21 protein-coding genes are annotated in these 18,176 nt (G+C 65.7%); 14 read left to right on the forward strand and 7 right to left on the reverse strand.

From position 1 onward, the window contains the following. Positions 1-2: 2 nt before the first annotated feature. From mlaE to THIMADRAFT_RS06885, 3 genes are all read right to left on the reverse strand, one after another. Positions 3-785 (reverse strand): lipid asymmetry maintenance ABC transporter permease subunit MlaE, encoded by a 783-nt coding sequence (mlaE, locus tag THIMADRAFT_RS06875; RefSeq protein ID WP_007192264.1) that lies wholly within the window; start codon positions 783-785, stop codon positions 3-5. Further along, on the reverse strand, positions 785-1,714 hold the full coding sequence (locus tag THIMADRAFT_RS06880) for an ABC transporter ATP-binding protein (protein WP_007192265.1): 930 nt from the start codon (positions 1,712-1,714) through the stop codon (positions 785-787). The genes mlaE and THIMADRAFT_RS06880 overlap by 1 nt, the downstream gene beginning before the upstream one ends. A gap of 95 nt (positions 1,715-1,809) precedes the next feature. Continuing rightward, the gene (locus THIMADRAFT_RS06885) at positions 1,810-2,370 is read right to left on the reverse strand and encodes a hypothetical protein (RefSeq protein ID WP_007192266.1); all 561 of its coding nucleotides are present in this window, start codon (positions 2,368-2,370) and stop codon (positions 1,810-1,812) included. A gap of 170 nt (positions 2,371-2,540) precedes the next feature. On the opposite strand from THIMADRAFT_RS06885, the gene THIMADRAFT_RS06890 reads away from it, so the two are divergent. The 13 genes from THIMADRAFT_RS06890 to ptsP all read left to right on the forward strand — a co-directional run bounded on the left by THIMADRAFT_RS06890 (position 2,541) and on the right by ptsP (position 13,239). Further along, the gene (locus tag THIMADRAFT_RS06890) at positions 2,541-3,560 is read left to right on the forward strand and encodes a KpsF/GutQ family sugar-phosphate isomerase (RefSeq protein WP_007192267.1); all 1,020 of its coding nucleotides are present in this window, start codon (positions 2,541-2,543) and stop codon (positions 3,558-3,560) included. Between the two features lie 135 nt (positions 3,561-3,695). After that, positions 3,696-4,217 (forward strand): 3-deoxy-manno-octulosonate-8-phosphatase KdsC, encoded by a 522-nt coding sequence (kdsC, locus tag THIMADRAFT_RS06895; RefSeq protein WP_007192268.1) that lies wholly within the window; start codon positions 3,696-3,698, stop codon positions 4,215-4,217. After that, the gene (gene lptC, locus THIMADRAFT_RS06900) at positions 4,214-4,840 is read left to right on the forward strand and encodes an LPS export ABC transporter periplasmic protein LptC (RefSeq protein ID WP_007192269.1); all 627 of its coding nucleotides are present in this window, start codon (positions 4,214-4,216) and stop codon (positions 4,838-4,840) included. The genes kdsC and lptC overlap by 4 nt, the downstream gene beginning before the upstream one ends. Continuing rightward, the gene (gene lptA / locus THIMADRAFT_RS06905; protein WP_007192270.1) at positions 4,837-5,358 is read left to right on the forward strand and encodes a lipopolysaccharide transport periplasmic protein LptA; all 522 of its coding nucleotides are present in this window, start codon (positions 4,837-4,839) and stop codon (positions 5,356-5,358) included. Before lptC ends, lptA begins: the two co-directional genes overlap by 4 nt. Before the next feature lie 89 nt (positions 5,359-5,447). Further along, complete coding sequence (gene lptB, locus THIMADRAFT_RS06910) at positions 5,448-6,200, forward strand: LPS export ABC transporter ATP-binding protein (RefSeq protein ID WP_007192271.1); 753 nt, start codon at positions 5,448-5,450, stop codon at positions 6,198-6,200. A 182-nt stretch (positions 6,201-6,382) separates the two neighbouring features. Then, positions 6,383-7,867 (forward strand): RNA polymerase factor sigma-54, encoded by a 1,485-nt coding sequence (locus tag THIMADRAFT_RS06915; RefSeq protein ID WP_007192272.1) that lies wholly within the window; start codon positions 6,383-6,385, stop codon positions 7,865-7,867. Between the two features lie 30 nt (positions 7,868-7,897). Then, on the forward strand, positions 7,898-8,233 hold the full coding sequence (gene hpf / locus THIMADRAFT_RS06920) for a ribosome hibernation-promoting factor, HPF/YfiA family (protein WP_007192273.1): 336 nt from the start codon (positions 7,898-7,900) through the stop codon (positions 8,231-8,233). A gap of 236 nt (positions 8,234-8,469) precedes the next feature. Beyond that, positions 8,470-8,919: a PTS sugar transporter subunit IIA gene (locus THIMADRAFT_RS06925; RefSeq protein WP_007192274.1), complete on the forward strand. Its 450-nt coding sequence runs from the start codon at positions 8,470-8,472 to the stop codon at positions 8,917-8,919. 22 nt (positions 8,920-8,941) lie between these two features. Beyond that, a complete protein-coding gene (gene hprK, locus THIMADRAFT_RS06930) occupies positions 8,942-9,904 on the forward strand; it encodes an HPr(Ser) kinase/phosphatase (protein WP_007192275.1) in 963 nt (320 codons plus the stop codon). Positions 9,905-9,960: 56 nt separating this feature from the next. Next, the gene (rapZ, locus tag THIMADRAFT_RS06935) at positions 9,961-10,830 is read left to right on the forward strand and encodes an RNase adapter RapZ (protein WP_040730239.1); all 870 of its coding nucleotides are present in this window, start codon (positions 9,961-9,963) and stop codon (positions 10,828-10,830) included. Beyond that, on the forward strand, positions 10,827-11,234 hold the full coding sequence (locus tag THIMADRAFT_RS06940) for a PTS sugar transporter subunit IIA (RefSeq protein WP_007192277.1): 408 nt from the start codon (positions 10,827-10,829) through the stop codon (positions 11,232-11,234). The genes rapZ and THIMADRAFT_RS06940 overlap by 4 nt, the downstream gene beginning before the upstream one ends. Continuing rightward, positions 11,231-11,500 carry an HPr family phosphocarrier protein gene (locus THIMADRAFT_RS06945; protein ID WP_007192278.1) on the forward strand — a complete coding sequence of 90 codons (270 nt, stop codon included), beginning with the start codon at positions 11,231-11,233 and terminating at the stop codon, positions 11,498-11,500. Before THIMADRAFT_RS06940 ends, THIMADRAFT_RS06945 begins: the two co-directional genes overlap by 4 nt. Continuing rightward, complete coding sequence (gene ptsP / locus THIMADRAFT_RS06950) at positions 11,497-13,239, forward strand: phosphoenolpyruvate--protein phosphotransferase (RefSeq protein WP_007192279.1); 1,743 nt, start codon at positions 11,497-11,499, stop codon at positions 13,237-13,239. The genes THIMADRAFT_RS06945 and ptsP overlap by 4 nt, the downstream gene beginning before the upstream one ends. Positions 13,240-13,330: 91 nt before the next feature. Here the strand turns inward: ptsP and THIMADRAFT_RS06955 are convergent, their stop codons facing one another. Next, positions 13,331-14,818, reverse strand: coding sequence for a phosphomannomutase (locus THIMADRAFT_RS06955; protein WP_007192280.1), 1,488 nt, complete (start codon positions 14,816-14,818; stop codon positions 13,331-13,333). Between the two features lie 411 nt (positions 14,819-15,229). On the opposite strand from THIMADRAFT_RS06955, the gene THIMADRAFT_RS24505 reads away from it, so the two are divergent. Next, positions 15,230-16,138 carry a hypothetical protein gene (locus THIMADRAFT_RS24505; protein ID WP_007192281.1) on the forward strand — a complete coding sequence of 303 codons (909 nt, stop codon included), beginning with the start codon at positions 15,230-15,232 and terminating at the stop codon, positions 16,136-16,138. Between the two features lie 72 nt (positions 16,139-16,210). Here the strand turns inward: THIMADRAFT_RS24505 and yihA are convergent, their stop codons facing one another. The 3 genes from yihA to moaC form a co-directional block, all read right to left on the reverse strand. Beyond that, positions 16,211-16,855, reverse strand: a complete 645-nt coding sequence (yihA, locus tag THIMADRAFT_RS06965) for a ribosome biogenesis GTP-binding protein YihA/YsxC (protein WP_007192282.1) — start codon at positions 16,853-16,855, stop codon at positions 16,211-16,213. 211 nt (positions 16,856-17,066) lie between these two features. Further along, positions 17,067-17,555, reverse strand: coding sequence for a bacteriohemerythrin (locus THIMADRAFT_RS06970; protein WP_007192283.1), 489 nt, complete (start codon positions 17,553-17,555; stop codon positions 17,067-17,069). Continuing rightward, positions 17,552-18,127: a cyclic pyranopterin monophosphate synthase MoaC gene (gene moaC / locus THIMADRAFT_RS06975; protein ID WP_007192284.1), complete on the reverse strand. Its 576-nt coding sequence runs from the start codon at positions 18,125-18,127 to the stop codon at positions 17,552-17,554. The genes THIMADRAFT_RS06970 and moaC overlap by 4 nt, the downstream gene beginning before the upstream one ends. Positions 18,128-18,176 lie beyond the last annotated feature (49 nt).

Genomic DNA, 18,176 nt, shown 5'->3' on the forward strand with positions numbered 1-18,176 from the left:
CATCACTCCCCGAACATCAAGGCCGTCAAGACGAAATCGAGTCCCAGCACCGCCAGTGCGGCATGAACCACCGAGCGCGTGGTCGCGCGACTCACGCCTTCGGACGTCGGAACCGAGTCATGCCCTTGAAAGAGTGCGATCCAGGTCACCACGACACCGAAAACGACGCTCTTGATCACGCCGTTGACGATGTCTTCCTGGAAGTCGACCTTCGACTGCATCTGACTCCAAAAGGATCCCGAGTCCACGCCGAGCAGACCGACACCGACAAAATAGCCGCCGAGCACACCGACCGCGCTGAACATGGCCGCCAGGAGCGGCATGGCGAGCACTCCGCCGAAAAAGCGCGGGGTCAGGATGCGGCGCACCGGATCGACCGCCATCATCTCGAGACCCGAGAGCTGCTCGGTTGCTTTCATCAGACCGATCTCGGCGGTCAGGGCGGAGCCGGCGCGCCCCGCCACCAAAAGGGCAGTGACCACCGGGCCGAGCTCGCGCACCAGCGAGGACGCGACCATGACGCCGAGACTTTCCGCCGCGCCGAACTGGGCGAGCACGTAATAACCCTGCAGACCCAGCACCATGCCGACGAACAACCCGGACACCCCGATGATCAACATCGAGAGCACCCCGATATTGAAGAGTTGTGCGACGAGCAGACCCGGACGTCGCAGCACCTCGCCGACGCCCAGCACCATACCGGCGAGCAGCAGGTGCGCCCGCCCGAGTCGCTCCAAGGTGCCGAGCCCGCTGCGTCCCAGCCGCGCCAAGCCGTCGAGAAGCATCAGGCGACACCCCGCTGCAGCAGATCATCCGCCAAGGGCGGTGCCGTGTAGTGGAAATGCACTGGCCCGTCCGGCAGGCCGTCCATGAACTGACGCACCCAGGCCGAGCGGTCCGCGGCGATCTCCCGCGGCGTCCCCTGCGCGATGACCTCTCCGTGAGAGATGACGTAGATGTGATCGGCGATACTGGCCGTCTCGTCCACGTCGTGGGACACCAAAATGCTCGTCAGGCCCGCGGCGTCGTTGAGCTGTCGGATCAGGGTCACCAGCATGCCTTTGGAGATGGGATCCTGACCCGTGAAGGGCTCGTCGTAGAGGATCATGTCGGGATCCAGCGCAATCGCGCGGGCCAGGGCCACGCGACGTGCCATCCCGCCCGAGAGCTCGCTCGGCATCAGGTCACGTGCACCGCGCAGACCGACCGCCTCGAGCTTCAGCAGAACCAGCTTGCGCAGCATCGAGGGACCGAGGTCCGTATGCTCGCGCAGCGGATAAGCGACGTTCTCGAAGACATTCAGGTCGGTCAGAAGGGCGCCGCTTTGAAACAGCATCCCCATCCGCCGACGTAGCCGAAACAAGGCCGTTTTCCCGAGCGTGTGCACGGACTGGCCGTCGACCTCGATGGTGCCGGCATCCGGGCGTAGCTGCCCGGTGATGAGTTTGAGCAGGGTCGTCTTTCCCGTGCCGCTCGGCCCCATGACGGCGGTGACGTCGCCGCGCCGGATATCCATATCGACGCGGTGGAGCACGACCTGCGAGCCGCGGCGGAAAGACAGTCCGCGAATCTTCACCAGAACATCGCCGCCGGGACGCGAGCCCTTCTCCGGCGAAGAGCCGGGGCCTGCGGCATCGGGCTGAGCCGCGGGCTCGGAGGAGCCGATCGCGGAGACTGCGGCGGGGCGCGCCGCTCGGGGGCGTCGACTTCCCATAGATCGTATCGCTGTCGGCGCGGTTGGAAAACACGCCATTCTGGCGGGCTTGCGCCGGAGCGTCAACCTCCGCCGGAGCCGCAACCGCCGGATCGTCAACCTAGGCCGAGCAACTCCACGAGTGATTGCCAACGGCGCACGTCCTCGAATCGCGCCCTGCCCATCAACGCGAGCGCGGGGCGCCCTTGGGCCGCCGAGGCAAGCTCCTCCAACCAGCGGCGCGCCGCGCGCAGATCCCGATCGAGCCCCGCGGGCACCGCACAGGCAAGGGCCGATGCGCGAGAATCCGCTACCGATAGGGCGTCGAGCAGCAGGTACGCGGGCTCGTGAAGGCAGCCGGCGGCGACTTGATCCGGACAGAGGATCCACCCGCCGAAACGCTCCCCGATGAGCGCTTGAACCCCGGCAGGCGTTGCGAGCGCCTCGGCGGAGGGGTCATGGTGGAGATAGAATGCGAAGGAATCCGGCACATCGCTGCACCATTGCGCGATGCGCCCCGAATCGACAGGTCCCCAGGCAGCAGCGTCGAGTGCAACGCCGTCGAGCGCGTTGGCGAAATAGGTCAACCGCCAGTCTTCGGGGAGGTCGTCGGGATAGAAGTCGGCGTCGCCGGGCGTCGGATCCCAGCCGGTTCTGACGGGACGAATGCGACTCATGATTTCGATGTCACTCCGATTGGTTGGTCCCGCGCCCCGGCGCCGCGCTGCCGTGCCCGGATGAAGCGAGCCGAGCCGCGTCGTGGCGGGACACCGGGGCGCTCATTGGTGTATTTTGCATCGCGCCGTCGCCGATGCGCAGACGGCGCAACGGAGGACCTCGGAGCAGCATGACAGATCCACGCAGACTCGGCAGCCCGCAGGCGCAGCTCGAGATTGGCGAATCGTCCAAGATCAAGGCGCTCGGGCGCGCCGTCGTCGAGACCGAGGCCGGCGCGGTGACCGCTTTGGCCGAGCGGATCGACGACGATTTCGTGGCCGCGTGCCGCTACATGCTGGCCTGCGAGGGCCGAATCGTCGTCCTCGGAATGGGTAAGTCCGGCCACATCGGCGGCAAGATCGCGGCGACCCTTGCGAGCACGGGCAGCCCCGCGTTCTTCGTGCATCCGGGTGAGGCCAGCCATGGCGACCTCGGCATGATCACGCCCCGCGACGTGGTCCTGGCCCTGTCCAACTCGGGCGAAACGGCCGAGCTGCTGACGCTTCTGCCCTTGCTCAAGCGGCTCGGCGTGCCGCTGATCAGCATGACCGGCAAGCCCAAGTCGACCTTGGCGCGAGAGGGCGACGTCCATCTCGACGTGAGCGTCGCAAGCGAGGCCTGTCCGCTCGGCCTTGCCCCGACCTCGAGCACCACCGCAACCCTGGTGATGGGCGATGCACTGGCCATCGCGCTGCTCGAGAGCCGCGGCTTTACCGCCGAGGACTTTGCCCGCTCCCACCCGGCCGGCAGTCTCGGACGGCGGCTGTTGCTGCATGTCGGCGAGGTCATGCATCGCGACGAGCAATTGCCGTCGGTTCCCCTGGGCACGACCCTGCGCGCGACCCTGGAAGAGATGTCCCGCAAAGGCTTGGGCATGAGCGCCGTGGTCGAGGACGACGGCCGCCTTGCCGGAATCTTCACCGACGGTGACCTGCGACGCGCGCTCGACCGCGGGATCGATGTCCATCGCACCGCCATCGACACCGTTCTGACCCGCAACTGCATCACGATCAAGGCCGACGCCCTCGCCGCCGAGGCGCTGCGCCTCATGGAGTCGCGATCCATCAACGCGCTGCTGGTCATCGACGACACCGGCCGACCCGTCGGCGCACTGAACATGCACGATCTGCTGCGCGCCGGGGTTATGTGAGGAAGCTGCCAGCCGCCAGCCGCCAGCCAAAGGTTGGCACCCGGAAGCTGAAAGCTGATAGCTAATCGCAGGAAGCTGGAAGCTAGAAACCGGAGCCTCCCGCCACCCAACTCGACACCCAAGAGGACCGCCCCCATGCAAGACATCCTCGAACGCGCCGCCCGGATCCGCCTGGTCATCTTCGACGTCGACGGGGTGCTGACCGACGGCAGCCTCTATCTCGGCGACGACGGCCAGGAGTACAAGGCATTCAACTCGCGTGACGGACACGGCATGGTGATGCTTCAGGAGAGCGGTGTGCGGATCGGTATCATCACGGGCCGTACTTCGCAGGTGGTCAGCATCCGCATGAAGAGTCTCGGTGTGGAGCACCTCTTCCAAGGCTGCCGCGACAAGCTCCCGGCCTACGAGGCGCTCAAGCGCGAAATCGCCCTTGACGACGACGCCATCGCCTATGTCGGGGACGACCTCGTGGATCTGCCCATCATGCGTCGGGTCGGACTCGCCATCGCGGTCGCCGACGCGCACCATCTCGTGCGCGGTCACGCCCATCTCTGCACCCAAGCGCGCGGTGGTCGCGGGGCTGCGCGCGAGGTCTGCGAGCTGATCATGGAGGCGCAGGGCACCTGGGCGGGGATGATCGCCGGCACGCCATGAGCGAACGTCCTCGGGTCAGCGACCTGCCCATCTGGTCGGCTCGGCAGTGGATGCTCGCCGCCTTCTTCGTCGCTTCCGGGCTCTTGGGGTGGTGGCAGCTGCGCCCCGAACCCGAGCCGCCGGCACCCGAGGTCGAGCGTGCGCGGCTGCCGGACTATGTCGTCGTGCGCTTCAACGCCGTGGAGACCGACGACACGGGCAACCCGAGCCGGAGCCTGGTCGCCGACGAGCTGCGCCAATACGTCGAGGAGGACGTCTCGGAGCTCGATCGCCCGCGCATGACCCTCTATCAGCGCGAGGGCGAGGTCGCCGTCGAGCCCTGGCGCGCACGTGCGAATAGCGGTCTGGTTCTGCCCGGCGGCGAGGAGGTCCGGCTCGAGGGGGCGGTGGAGCTCGAGCGCAGCGGTGACGCGACCCGACCCGGCACCCACATGGAGACCGAGCTGTTGCGTATCTGGCACAAGAAGGCTTTCGCCGAAACCGATCGGCCGGTCCAAGTCACCAGCGCGTCGGATCGCCTGACCGCCACCGGGATGCGCCTGTGGTACGACGAACCCGTGCGTGCCCAGTTCGACGGACGCGCATACATCTTTATCGCACCCGAGCAGATCGAGGAGCCATGAGCGAGAGAGGATTCAACGACCGGCGGCGCCGGGTCACCGTCACGACCGCGACCCTGGCCTTCGCCGTGGCCATCGCGTGCGCCCCGGCGGCGGCGCTCGAGGAGGATGCGAGCCAACCCATCTTGATCGAAGCAGACGATGTCGAGGTCCTGGAGGCGGAGAACACCAGCATCTATGTCGGAAACGTCCAGGTCGACCAAGGGAGTATGCGACTCCTCGGCGATCACGTGACCGTTTATCATCGCGACGACCGCCGCCCGCGCTTCATCATCGCACTCGGCGCCCCGGCGAGCTTCAAACAGCTCCTCGACAACGACGAAGGCGAGGTCTTGGCCTTCGCCAAACGGATGGAATACGACGCCGACAAGGACGAGCTCACACTCATCGATGATGCCTTGCTGATTCAGGGGGCCGACCGCGTCGCGAGCGAGCGCATCGTCTACGATCGCGCTCGCGCCCATTTTCGCGCGGGGGGCAGCGGACGGGTCAAGATCACCATCACGCCGGAGGAGGAATGAGACCACACCGTGCCGGAAAGCGATCACCGGGGGCGATGCGGGACAGCATTGCGGATGCCGCCAAAAGTCTCCGAGCCAGCGCGGTTTAGATGAACGACCTTCTTTCGGACGGCCGGTCTTACACGTTGCGCGCGGAGCATCTGAAGAAGAGCTATCGCGGCCGTCAGGTCCTGCGCGACGTCAGCGTCGGTGTGGATGCAGGCGAGGTCGTGGGTCTGCTCGGACCGAACGGCGCGGGTAAGACCACCTGCTTTTATCTCATCGTCGGCCTGATTCCGGCCGATGAGGGGCGCATCGCGCTGAGCGGGCAGGACATCACCCTCAAGCCGATGCATGCCCGTGCCCGCGCCGGACTCAGTTATCTCGCGCAGGAGCCCTCGGTCTTTCGCAAGCTCAGCGCACGCGAGAATATCCTTGCGGTCCTGGAGGCGCGCGGCGACCTGTCCCGTGCCGAGCGCAACCAGCACTGCGAGCGCCTGCTCGAGGAGCTGGGAATTGCCCATGTCGGCGGATCGCTTGCGCTCAGCCTTTCGGGCGGGGAGCGAAGGCGTCTGGAGATCGCGCGCGCGCTTGCGGTCGACCCCGTGGTGATGCTGCTCGATGAGCCTTTCGCCGGGGTCGATCCCATTGCCGTGGGCGACATCAAGGCCATCGTGTCGCATCTGCGCGATCGCGGGATCGGTGTGCTGATCACCGATCACAACGTACGCGAGACCCTCGATATCTGCGACCGCGGCTACATCATCAGCTCCGGGTGCGTCATTGCGGCAGGCACCCCGGCGCAGCTCTTGGCGGATCAACAAGTGCGCGATGTCTACCTGGGCGCGGATTTCTCCATGTAGGCGCCAGCACGCCCGCACGCCGACAGGCCAATCGCTTGGCTGCTCTTTCCGAGATGTTGGGTGTAAGATGAGGCTCCTGCCTCGGCTGATGACGCCTTCACCGGACTGAAACGGCTAGAATCGAGCAGTATTGGCCATGGCGGCCACCTGATCGAACACCTCGAAAAGCGCATCCGCGATCCATGAAGCAATCCATCCAGCTTCGGCTCGGCCAACACCTGACCATGACGCCTCAGTTGCAGCAGGCGATCCGTCTGTTGCAGCTCTCGACGTTGGAGCTCCAAAAGGAGATTCAGGAGGCGCTGGATACCAACCTGATGTTGGAGGAAGGCGACGAAGCGGACCGATTCAACGTCGGGGAGGAGCCGCAGTCGGGCACGATCCAGAGCGAAGACATCGAGACGCCGCGCCCCGTGGTCGAGCAAACCGTCGATCGCGAGATCCACGCCGAATCCAACGAAATGCCCGAAGAGCTGCCGGTCGACACGCTCTGGACCGACGTCTTCGACTCACATCTGCCGAGCACCTCGCACGGCTCCGACGACGGCTCGGATTACGATCCCTTTGCCCAACAGAGCCGCCCTCAGACCCTGCTCGACCATCTTGCCTGGCAGCTCAACCTCTGTCGGCTGAGCGAGCGCGACAACATGATCGCCCAAGCGGTCATCGATTCGATCGACGTGGACGGCTACCTGCGCATCGATGTCGAGGAGCTGCTCCTCACCGTCGACCATCCCGAGATCAGCGCAGAGGAGGTCGAGGCAGTCGTTCACCGCATTCAGTCCTTCGACCCCCCGGGCGTGGGTGCACGCAATCTCCCCGAGTGCCTGCTGATTCAACTGAGCCAGCTGCCCGCCCAAACGCCTTGGCGAAACGCTGCGATGGCGATCTGCCGCGACGGGTTCGAGTATTTGGCGAAGCGCGACGTCGCCGCCTTGGTCCGCCAGCTGAAGGAGTCCGAGGAGACGGTTGCCGGTGCGCTGGCCTTGATCCGCCGTCTCAATCCGCGACCCGGAAGCCTGATCGCCGGCGCACCGGCACAGTATGTCGTCCCCGATATCTTCGTGCGCAAACGCGAAGGGCGATGGTCGGTCGAGCTCAATCCCGAGTCAATGCCTAAACTCAGAGTGAACGCCGACTATGCGCGCCTGATTCGGCGTGCCGATCAAAGCGCGGACGGCGTCACCATGAAGAGCCATTTGCAGGAGGCACGCTGGTTCATCAAGAGCCTGGCCAGCCGCAACGACACGGTGCTGCGTGTCGGCGCGAAGATCGTCGAGATGCAGCAGGAGTTCTTCGAGCACGGGGACGAGGCGATGAAGCCGATGGTTCTGCGTGATGTCGCCGAGGCGTTGGAGCTGCACGAGTCGACCGTATCCCGGGTGACGACGCAGAAATACATGCATACGCCGCGGGGAACCTTCGAATTCAAGTATTTCTTTTCCTCGCACGTCAACACCGCGTCCGGCGGGGAGTGCTCGTCGACCGCGATTCGTGCCCTGATCCGCAAGCTGATTGCCGGCGAGTCCGCGAGAAAGCCGATGAGCGACAGCAAAATCGCACAAGAGCTCGCCGATCAGGGGATCAATGTCGCGCGGCGAACCGTCGCCAAGTACCGCGAGGCCATGGGGGTACCACCCTCGAACGAGCGCAAGCGCCTGGATTAGCAGGCGGTCTGAACCATAAGGAGTCACCAGATGCAGATCAACTTGACGGGTCACCACATCGACGTCACCGAGGCGCTGAAGGGCTACGTCGACACGAAGTTCGAGCGCCTTGCGCGGCACTTCGACCACGTCATCAACGCGCATGTCATTCTCAGCGTCGAGAAGCTCGCCCAAAAGGCGGAAGCGACGCTGCACATCAACGGCAACAAGCTCTTTGCCGACTCGGTCCACGAGGACATGTACGCCGCGATCGACGGGCTGATCGACAAGCTCGATCGCCAAGTGCTTCGCCATAAGGAGAAAAAGAACGATCATCGCGGTGCGAGCCCGAAGATCAGCGAGGGCGAAGAGCCCGACCAGATCTGACGCTCCCGGCGTCGCGCAGACGCCTCCGAGACCTCCGGCGGGCACTTGCCCGTCGGAGGTATTCCACGAACGGGATCGGTTACAAAGGCGGGCAGGCGCAAGTGCCGACCCCGGCCGAACATTCGAGGATACTCAGGATCCATGATCACATACCCTCGCTCGCCATCGCTGCGCGGGCCTCTATTCAAGAGCCAGCCGAAACGCCCGTTACCCGCGGCGCACGGGAGCCGATATCGATGCTCAGCCCCGAACTGATCAACGAGGCCCGAATCGGTCAGGGGCTCGAGATTTCCAGCAAGAAACGCTTGCTCGAGACCCTTGCCGAGCTGCTCGCCAACGACCATCCGCGCTTGAGCACGGAGAATGTCTTCGAGCGTCTCCTCGAGCGCGAACGCCTCGGCAGCACCGGGCTCGGCCACGGTGTGGCCCTGCCTCATGCGAGGATCAAGGAGGTCTCGCAGGTCATCGGGGCTTTCGTGCAAACGACTCGGGGGGTGGATTACGACGCCGCCGACGGCGAACCGGTCGATCTTGCCTTTGCGCTCTTGGTTCCGGAGACGGCGACCGAGGAGCACCTCCAGCTGCTCGCCTATCTGGCAGGGCGATTCAGCGAGTCGGCAACGCGGTCGCAGCTGCGCGACGCCGACTCGCCCGCGGCGATTCTGGACCTTTTGAAGGCCACCTAGCGGCCAAGCCGGGTCGCCAGCGATGATCGAAAGCCTTCAATCCCTGATCGCACAAACCGGCCCCCGGCTCAAGCTGCGCTGGATCACGCCGGAGCCGGCGAGCGCACGCTTGCTGCGCACAGAGGCTCCGGGCAGCACACGGCAGTCGCTCATCGGCTCCCTGAACTGTATCCATCCGAATCGGCTGCAGGTGATCGGCAATGCCGAGTTGATCTACCTGGCCCAACTGGGCCGGACCGCCTTCGGCGAGACCGTGCAGAAGCTCTTCTCGGATCACCCGGCCGCCGTCATCTTCTCCGACGGCATCGAGCCGGAGGCCGCCTTCCGCGAGGCCGCCGAGCAGACACGTACGCCGCTCATCGGCTCCTCCCTCGGCGACGAAGAGCTGATCAACCACCTGCGCTATTTTCTGACCCATGCACTCGCCGAGCGCCGCACGGTGCACGGCGTCTTCATCGAGGTCCTGGGCATGGGCGTCCTTTTGGTCGGCGATCCGGCGGTCGGCAAGAGCGAGCTGGCGCTCGATCTGATCTCGCGCGGCCACCGGCTCATCGCCGACGACGCGCCGCGTTTCGCACGCATCGCCCCGGAGACCCTGGAGGGGACCTGCCCCGAAGCCCTGCGCGATTTTCTCGAGGTCCGCGGTCTGGGGATTCTCAACATTCGCGCCATGTTCGGCGAGGGTGCCGTCGTGCGCAGCAAGACACTGAATCTCATCATCGATCTCCAGCCGCTCGACCAGCAGCAGCTCGAGTGCATCGACCGACTCAGCGGCAGCCTCTCGGTGCGCAATATCCTCGGCGTCGCGGTCCCCAAGATCACGATGCCGGTCGCCCCCGGCCGCAATCTGGCAATCCTGGTCGAGGCGGCCGTGCGACACCAGATTCTGCGCATCCGCGGATACGATGCCGGCGTCGACTTCGTCGACCGCCAGGCGCGTGCCATCAGCATCGATCGACCCGATCCGCCGAGAACACCGTCATGAGCCGACCATCCGCACCTGAGCCGGGGCGCGAGCAGCCGCAGGCCGTCGGCAAGCCGATGAGGCTCGTTATCCTGAGCGGTCTGTCCGGCTCGGGAAAGAGCGTCGCGCTCCATACCCTGGAAGACGTGGGTTTCTACTGTATCGACAACCTGCCGCTGTTCTTGCTGCAGGATCTCGCGCTGGGACTGCACGAGGGGCTCGATGATGCCTTCACGATGACGGCGGTCGGGATCGACGCCCGGACCAGTCCGGGCAGTGGCCCCGAGGAGCTCCGACACCTTCCAGAGCTGGTTCGCTCGGCGCGCGAGCGCGGCATCGGTTGCGATGTCCTCTTCCTCGACGCCCACACCGAAACCCTGATCAAGCGTTTCAGCGAGACCCGCCGCAAGCATCCCTTGACCCGCGGGGACCGTTCGCTGCCCGAGGCGATCGCGCTCGAGCGCCGCCTCCTCGAGCCGATTCGCAGCTGTGCGGACATCTGCATCGACACGACCCAGACCAACGTCCACGAGCTGCGCGATCTCGTGCGCAGCCGCTTGGTCGGCGGCGACTCGCCGAAGGCATCCATCCTGCTCCAGTCCTTCGGCTTCAAGCACGGTGTTCCGCACGACGTGGACTTTGTCTTCGACCTGCGCAGCCTACCCAATCCGCATTGGCAACCCGAGCTGCGCCGCTTGACCGGACGCGATCGGCCGGTGATCGAGTTCCTCGATTCCGCGGAGGCCTTTTGTCGGATGCGCACCGACATCCAGGGGTTCTTCGATCGTTGGATCCCCAGCTTCGAAACGGACGGGCGCAGCTATCTGACGATTGCGATCGGCTGCACGGGCGGGCAGCACCGCTCGGTCTATATGACCGAATCCCTGCGGCATCATTTCGAGTCCGAAGGCCATCAGGTGATGGTGCGGCATCGGGAGCTCCCTTGAGCGTCGGTCTCCTCATGATCACCCATCGGCCGCTCGGCATGGATCTGCTGCGGGTCGCGACCGCGATACTCGGCGCACGTCCGCCGGGCGTCGAAGCGATGGAGGTCGTCAACGACATGCCGTGCGAGATCTTGGCCGCCCAAGCCGCCGAGTGCGTGGATCGACTGGATGTCGGAGACGGCGTCCTGATCCTGACGGATCTCTACGGCGCCACACCGGCGAATGTCGCGGTATCGCTGCTCGCGATCCACGAGCGTTTGAGGGTGATTGCCGGATTGAACCTGCCCATGTTGTTGCGTGCCTTGACCTACGCCTCGCTCGACCTGGACGCCGTGACCGAGAAGGCGTTGCAGGGCGGGCGCGACGGCGTATTGCTCTGCGCGCGACGAGACGACCGCACATGATTCGCAAAGAGATCGAGATCCTCAACAAGCTGGGTCTGCATGCCCGTGCGGCGGCCAAGCTCGTGCAATGCGCCGGACGATTCGCCAGCCATGTCGAGATCGAGCGGCGCGGTCAGAGCGTCAACGGCAAGAGCATCATGGGCGTGATGATGCTGGCCGCGAGCCAAGGGACCCGGATCACGGTCGAGGCTTCCGGCGAGGACGAGGATGCCGCCATGGCGGCGATCGAGGCGTTGATCGGCGAGCGCTTCGGAGAGTCGGAATGACCACCGCTTTTCAGGGGATCGGCATCTCGACGAGCCGCTCGCTGGCGCTCGGACCCGCCTTCGTGGACGGACGCGGCGGCCGTGCCGCCTCGCAATCCTCGATTGCGGTCGACGAGGTCGCCGCCGAGATCGAGCGACTCGACTTGGCCGTCACCGCAGCGCGCCAGGCATTGAAGGCCGTGCGCAACCAGATCCCTCGCCATACGCCGCTCAACATTGCCGAGTTCATCGACACCCACCTCCTGATGCTCGAGGATGCCGCCTTGGTCGAGGAGGTGCGCCGCATCGTTGCCGAGGAGCTCTGCAATGCGGAGTGGGCGCTGCAACGCCAGCGCGACACCCTGGTGGGGATCTTCGACGAGATGGACGACCCCTATCTGCGCACCCGCCGCGACGACGTCGAGCATGTCGTCCAGCAGATTCAGACCTTCCTGCAAGGCGCCGTCGAGCAAAGCGAGCCATCGGCTCAGGATCTGGCAGGTCGCGTCGTGGTGGCGCGCGACCTCACCCCCGCGGATGCGATCCTCCTGCACCATCGCGGTGCGGTCGCCTTCGTGACCGAGTTCGGCGGGCCCATGTCCCACACGGCCATCCTGGCACGCAGTCTCGGGGTGCCCGCCGTGATGGGCATCCACAACATCACGCGCTACCTGCGTCAAGGCGAGCTCATCCTGGTGGACGGCGAGACCGGCACCGTCCTTGCCGATGCGGACCCGCTGACCCTGACCTTTTTCCGTGACCGGCTGCGAGCAGCAGAGGCCCGTCAGTTGCGTTTGCGTGGGCTGGTCGGGCGCGCCTGCGTCACGCGCGACCGGGTCGCGATCGATCTCCTGGCGAATCTCGAGCTTCCCGAAGACGTGGAGCTTGCGACCGCCAACGGTGCCGGCGGGGTCGGACTCTACCGCACCGAGTTCCTCTACATGAATCGCCGTGATCTCCCCGACGAGGAGGAGCACCTGGCGAACTACGCAGAGATCGTCGCCGGGCTCGGCGGCATCCCGGTGACCATCCGCACGCTGGACCTGGGCGTCGAGAAACGCATCGATACGGCGTCGGAACCGGCGCCCGGGGTCTCGAACCCCGCGCTCGGACTGCGCGCGATCCGCCTCTGCCTGAAGGAGCCCGACCTTTTTCGCCCGCAATTGCGCGCGATCCTGCGCGCCGGCGCAATCGGACCCGTTCGACTGATGTTGCCGCTCGTCTCCAGCGTGCACGAGGTCGATACCGTTCTCGCGCTGATCCGGCAGATCAAGGCTCAGCTCGACCGCGACGGTCTCCAATACGATCCGAACCTTCCGATCGGGGCCATGATCGAGGTGCCCGCGGCGGCCCTTTGCGCACGTGCACTGGCTCGGCGTCTGGACTTTCTGTCGATCGGCACGAACGATCTCATCCAGTACACCCTTGCGATCGACCGACTCGACGACGGCGTCAACTATCTCTTCGACCCCACGCATCCGGCCATCTTGCGGCTGGTGCGCATGACCATCGAGGCCGCGCGCGACCTGAAGCGACCGGTCAGTATGTGCGGCGAGATGGCCGGCGATCCACGCTTCACCCGCCTCCTTCTGGGAATCGGGTTACGTGAATTCAGCATGCAGCCGGGCGCCATCCTGGACGTCAAAGAGGTCGTGCTGCAGGCCGATACACGCGACCTGGAGCGCCGTACCGCCGCGCTCTTCGCCCGTCTCGACGACACGGACCCCGGCGCCTTGATCGACGAGCTCAACGCTGCTTAAACCGCGCTTAAACCGCGTCCGAGGGTCTAAATCGATGTCGGCCGGAGCATGGCGCCCTCGAGGCCACGAAGGGCCTTATCCCTGACGCGGTTTAAGCACGCCACTTGGCGAGGATATCCATGCAGATCCGGTTCATCTCCTCGGCGCGCTGCGGACTGTCCGCCTCGGTGTAGGCCCGCAGCTCAGGGGCGTTTCCCGACGGGCGCAGATGCGCGATCTCGCCGCTGACGAAGGTGATCCTCAGACCGTCCGTGGCGTCGAGATCCGCGACCGGACCGAATGCGGCGCCGAACACGGCCTGCGCCGCGGCCTTGTCTCGGGCAGGATCGCCGCGATGCATCTCGGCAAGGCGCGCCCGAGCGATCTCGGTCGGGAAATCCTTCAGACGATCGCTCCGCGTGACGCGGCGCGGGAGCGCGGCGGACAGGGCCGACACGGGTTTTCTCTGCTCCACGGCCGCGCGCAGGATGGCGATCGCGACCAAGACCGCGTCGCGTGTGGGCAGGGCAGGGAGGATTCGGCCATCCTGCTCGATGTCGGTGGCGAGCAGGAAGCCCCCGTTCGCCTCGTAGCCGACCACCCGGTCCATGCCCCGGTCGATGAGATCCTGCATCCCTTCGATGACGAAGGGCGATCCGATCCGGGTGCGCAGCACCGTCTCGAACCAGCCGGATCGCTCGACCGCCGTGTTGCTGCTGACCGGTGTCACCACCCCGCGGGCGCCGAGTTGGCGCGCGCACAGGATCCCGGCGATGTCCCCGCGCAGCCAGTCTCCCGTCTCGTCGCCGATCAGCGGACGGTCGCCGTCCCCGTCGGCGGAGACCAGGGCATCGAAGCTCCCCGTCGCGGCCCACTCGCGCGCGAGGGCGACGTCTTCGGGGCGAATCGCTTCGGTATCGACAGGGACAAAGACCTCCGAGAATCCCAGCCGTGTCACGCGTGCCCCGAGCCCCTCGAGCACGTCGACATAGGCTCCCCGCGCGACGCTGGAATGCTCGTAGACACCGACCCGCAAGCCGTCCAAGCAGCCCGACGGGAAGAAATCCAGATAGCGAGCGAGGTAGTCCCGATAGGCGAGGGGGTCCTCGTTCGGAAGTGCACCGGACTGGTCTACGACAAAGCCGCCGGCCGGATCGAAGAGCGTCTCGTCGACGTGGAGCGGTTGCCCGCGGATGCCTTCCTCGTCGCGTTTGAGGATCTCGCCCGTCGGCAGATTGAACTTGATGCCGTTGCGGTCGTCCGGGATGTGGCTGCCGGTGACCATCAGGCTCGGGGCGCCGCGGGCGAGTCCCCACGCGGCTACGGCCGGACTCGGGATACGCCCGAGGTAGCGGGGTCGGCAGCCCAGATCCAGCGCTGCACGGGCGCAGGCGACCAGGATTCTGCTTGTGCTGGGTCTCAGGTCGCCGCCCAAGCCGACCTCGGCATCGGCGCCGAGCAGGCCGCCGGCGCGAAGATAGCCGAGAAACCCTGCCGTATAGGCGTAGCACACCCGATCGGTCATCGCCTGCGCCAACCCGCGGGCACCGCTGGTTCCGAACGCCACGCCGCTCATGCTCATCAAGTCGCCGATCTGCATACACGCTCCTCGTGTCAATTTCGGGGTATCGCAACCCACGCGGTCAATCCTAACCCGGGGAGCCTGCGTGTGGCTCGCCTCCGCGCATGGGGCCGCTGCGCGGCCGAGCACGACTCCCGTTCAACCGCAGGATCCCGGGATCATGCAAATCACCGTCCGCAAGGGAGCAGGAAGGGGGGTGTCGCTCGGGGTCACGGATCGGTTAAGCTCGGTGGCGCTGCCGCGTTCGTCCGGGGTGTTCAATGACCCTGCAAAAGCACGAAACGATGCTGATTCCCGACGGGCACGGCGGCAACCGTTGCAGGTTTACGGAGATGGGTTCGGCCACGCCTGCCCGGTCGATCGACACCGAGCCGAAGGCGACGGATCCGCCGAACTTCCCTGACGATCACCACTTCGAGGAGTACCTCCATGCCCGACACGTCTCGCATGATCCCGCTCGTCTCGGCGGCAACCCTGGCGCTCGTCATCGGCCAAGGGGCCTTCGCCGATCCGCAGGCGAGCGAATCGAGCCAACCCCCGGTCGCGCCCGCCAACGAAGCGCCTGCGGCACCCGCTCCGGTTGCGGCGCCGGCCGATGTACCGGCCGATGCGTCGACCGATGCATCGACCGATGCGCCCAAGCCCGGCGAGGTGGCTAGAGCCAAGGCCGAGGAGCGTCGCGCCGCCATGATGGCGGAACGGGAGAAACGCTACGAAGAGCTGCGCGCGCGTGCCGCCGAGATCGGCCTGGCGCTCCCCGAGATGCCGCCATGGGAGTCGGTCGATCTGCCGCAGATGCCCGAGCCTCCGGCCATGCCGGAGCGTCACGGCATGTCGGCGGAGGACATGGACGCGATGCGCGAACAACGACGCGTGATGCGTGAGCAGATGCGTTCCATGACCCCCGAGGAACGCCGTGCGATGCGCGATGCGCATTGGCAGCAAATGCGCGCCGATGCGGCTGAGCGCGGGGTCGAGATGCCCGAAACGCCGCCGTGGGCCGCGGCGGAGGAGCGCCGCAAGGAAATGGAGGAGCGGTTCGAGGCGTATCGCAAGACCGTCGAGGCGATGAGCGAGGAGCAGATCGAGGCGGCCCGCGCCCTGTTCGGCAGCACTCCCGAGATGCCCGAGATGCCGCGCATGCCGCCTCACGGCGGCTATGAGCCGCAGGGTTATGGTTACGGCTACGGCCCGCAGGGCGGCTATCCCGGCGGCATGCCTTATCCGGCCGAGCGCCGCGGCATGGGGTATCCGCCGGTGATGCCCGATTACGGTACCCCCGGTTATGGCGTACCCGGCTACGATCAGGGGGCGCTGCCGCAGGGTATGGGCTACTGACCCGAGGCACCCGGCTCGCGGGCCGACGGAGCGCCGGTGCAGTCCGGCCGGCACCGTCGGCCCGTCTCGGCCTCAGTCGTCCGTGCGATTGTCCGACGGACCCGCGGGCGGGATTGCATCATCCAGCCGGAGCCACCGATCGAGCAGGCGCTGGACGGACTCGACACCTTGGCGCTTCAGGGCGGAGAAGAGCATCACCTCGACCTGCCCCGCCATATTCGAGACCGCCTGCTCGACCGCATGCTGAGTCGCGCGGGCCGCCCCGGTTTTGAGTTTGTCGGCCTTGGTGAGCAGAACGAGCATCGGCAGATCGGCCCGTCCGCCCCAATGGAGCATCTGACGATCGAACTCGGCCAGCGGATGGCGGATATCCATCACGACGACGAGGCCGCCGAGTGAGCTGCGCTGCTCGAGATAGGCCGCCATGTGCTGTTGCCAGTCGCGCTTGACCGAGTCCGGAACCTTGGCATATCCGTAGCCGGGGAGATCGACCAAGCGTCGCGTCTCGTCCAGTTGGAAAAAGATGAGCTGCTGCGTCCGCCCGGGCGTCTTGCTCGTGCGCGCGAGGGCGTTTTGATGGCAAAGTGCATTGATTGCACTGGACTTGCCGGCATTCGAGCGCCCCGCGAATGCAACCTCGCGACCCTCGTCCGCAGGGCATTGATCGACCCGTGCGGCAGCCGTCAGGAAATGGGCGCGTTGATAGAATGGATTCATCTTAAACCGCGTCCGGATTGAAGCGCGCGACGTCGATGGTGTGTCGTGCTCAGGGATTTCTCGGACCTTTTTGGGGTCGATTAAAAACTTAATTTTTTCAGAATCTTAAGCCGTGCCAGCTGCGATAGCTATCGGAGCTGGTGCGGCCAAACCAATCCACCAAACGATGCGTATTGCGCCGCGAGCGGTTTAGGCTGATACCGGACGTGGCTCAACTCCAGCATTTCGAGCCGCAGAAGTACAAGTGGTCCCACATCCGGGTCGACCAGGACGGTTTTTGGTGTCGCGACAGGGCGCCTGCGGCGAGAAAGAATCGGCTGTAATCCTGATCGCTCTGCAGGATGTGATCGAGCAGCCAATGCTTGAGGTGCCGCATCAGGCCTTCGTCGATCGGCGCCTCCTGCTCCAGCGCGAGTCGACGCTGCACCTCAAGCATGTTGCGTACAAGCCCCTCGTGCTGCATCTTGTGGCGCTCGTAATCCGGATAGCCGAAGATGCGCATCAGGCTCTCCTCGACGGCGAAATGGATCTTGGTGTACTCGGCGAGCCGGCCGAGCGCATCGAGCTGACGCTCCCGCGCGACACCCCCGACGACGGCATCCTGCACCTCGTTGATCAGGTCGATCAGGGCCTGATGCTGTGCGTCGATCTCGTCGATCCCGACGCTGAGCGCGGCGGACCACTCCACGAATTGAGTCATCGCTTGTTCCATGACGCGCCGGGCTCGTCAGAGCCACCCTGGCCGAGATCGCCCGCAAGAGGATCGCCCGCATCAGGTGCGCGGGTGCCGGCAGGCGCAATGCCTCGGATCCAGTGGCCGGATTGCCCTCCCTCCTTCTCGAGCAAGCGTACGCCTTCGATACTCATTCCCCGATCCACCGCCTTGCACATGTCGTAGATGGTCAGGAGGGTGACCTGAACAGCGCAGAGCGCCTCCATCTCCACCCCGGTGGACCCTCTGGTCTCGACCGTCGCCGAACAATAGACACTCGAGGTCTCGGCGCGCGGCTCAAGCTCGACACCGACCCGGGTCAAACTCAGGGGATGGCACAAGGGCACCAGGTCCGCGGTTCGCTTTGCGCCCATGATCCCCGCGATCCGCGCGACTCCGAGCACGTCGCCTTTGCGGTTTTCGCCGCCGAGGATCAGGTCGAGCGTGGAGCTCTGCATCCGGATGCTCCCCTCCGCCACGGCCCGCCGTCTGGTGACCGCCTTGTCGCCGACATCCACCATTTGCGCCGCGCCCTTCTCGTCGAAATGTGTGAACGGCATTTGTGATCCGCGCAGTGATGGAGCCGCGGGCGGCAAGGATGCCGACACG

Source organism: Thiocapsa marina 5811, assembly GCF_000223985.1.
Lineage (GTDB): Bacteria > Pseudomonadota > Gammaproteobacteria > Chromatiales > Chromatiaceae > Thiocapsa > Thiocapsa marina.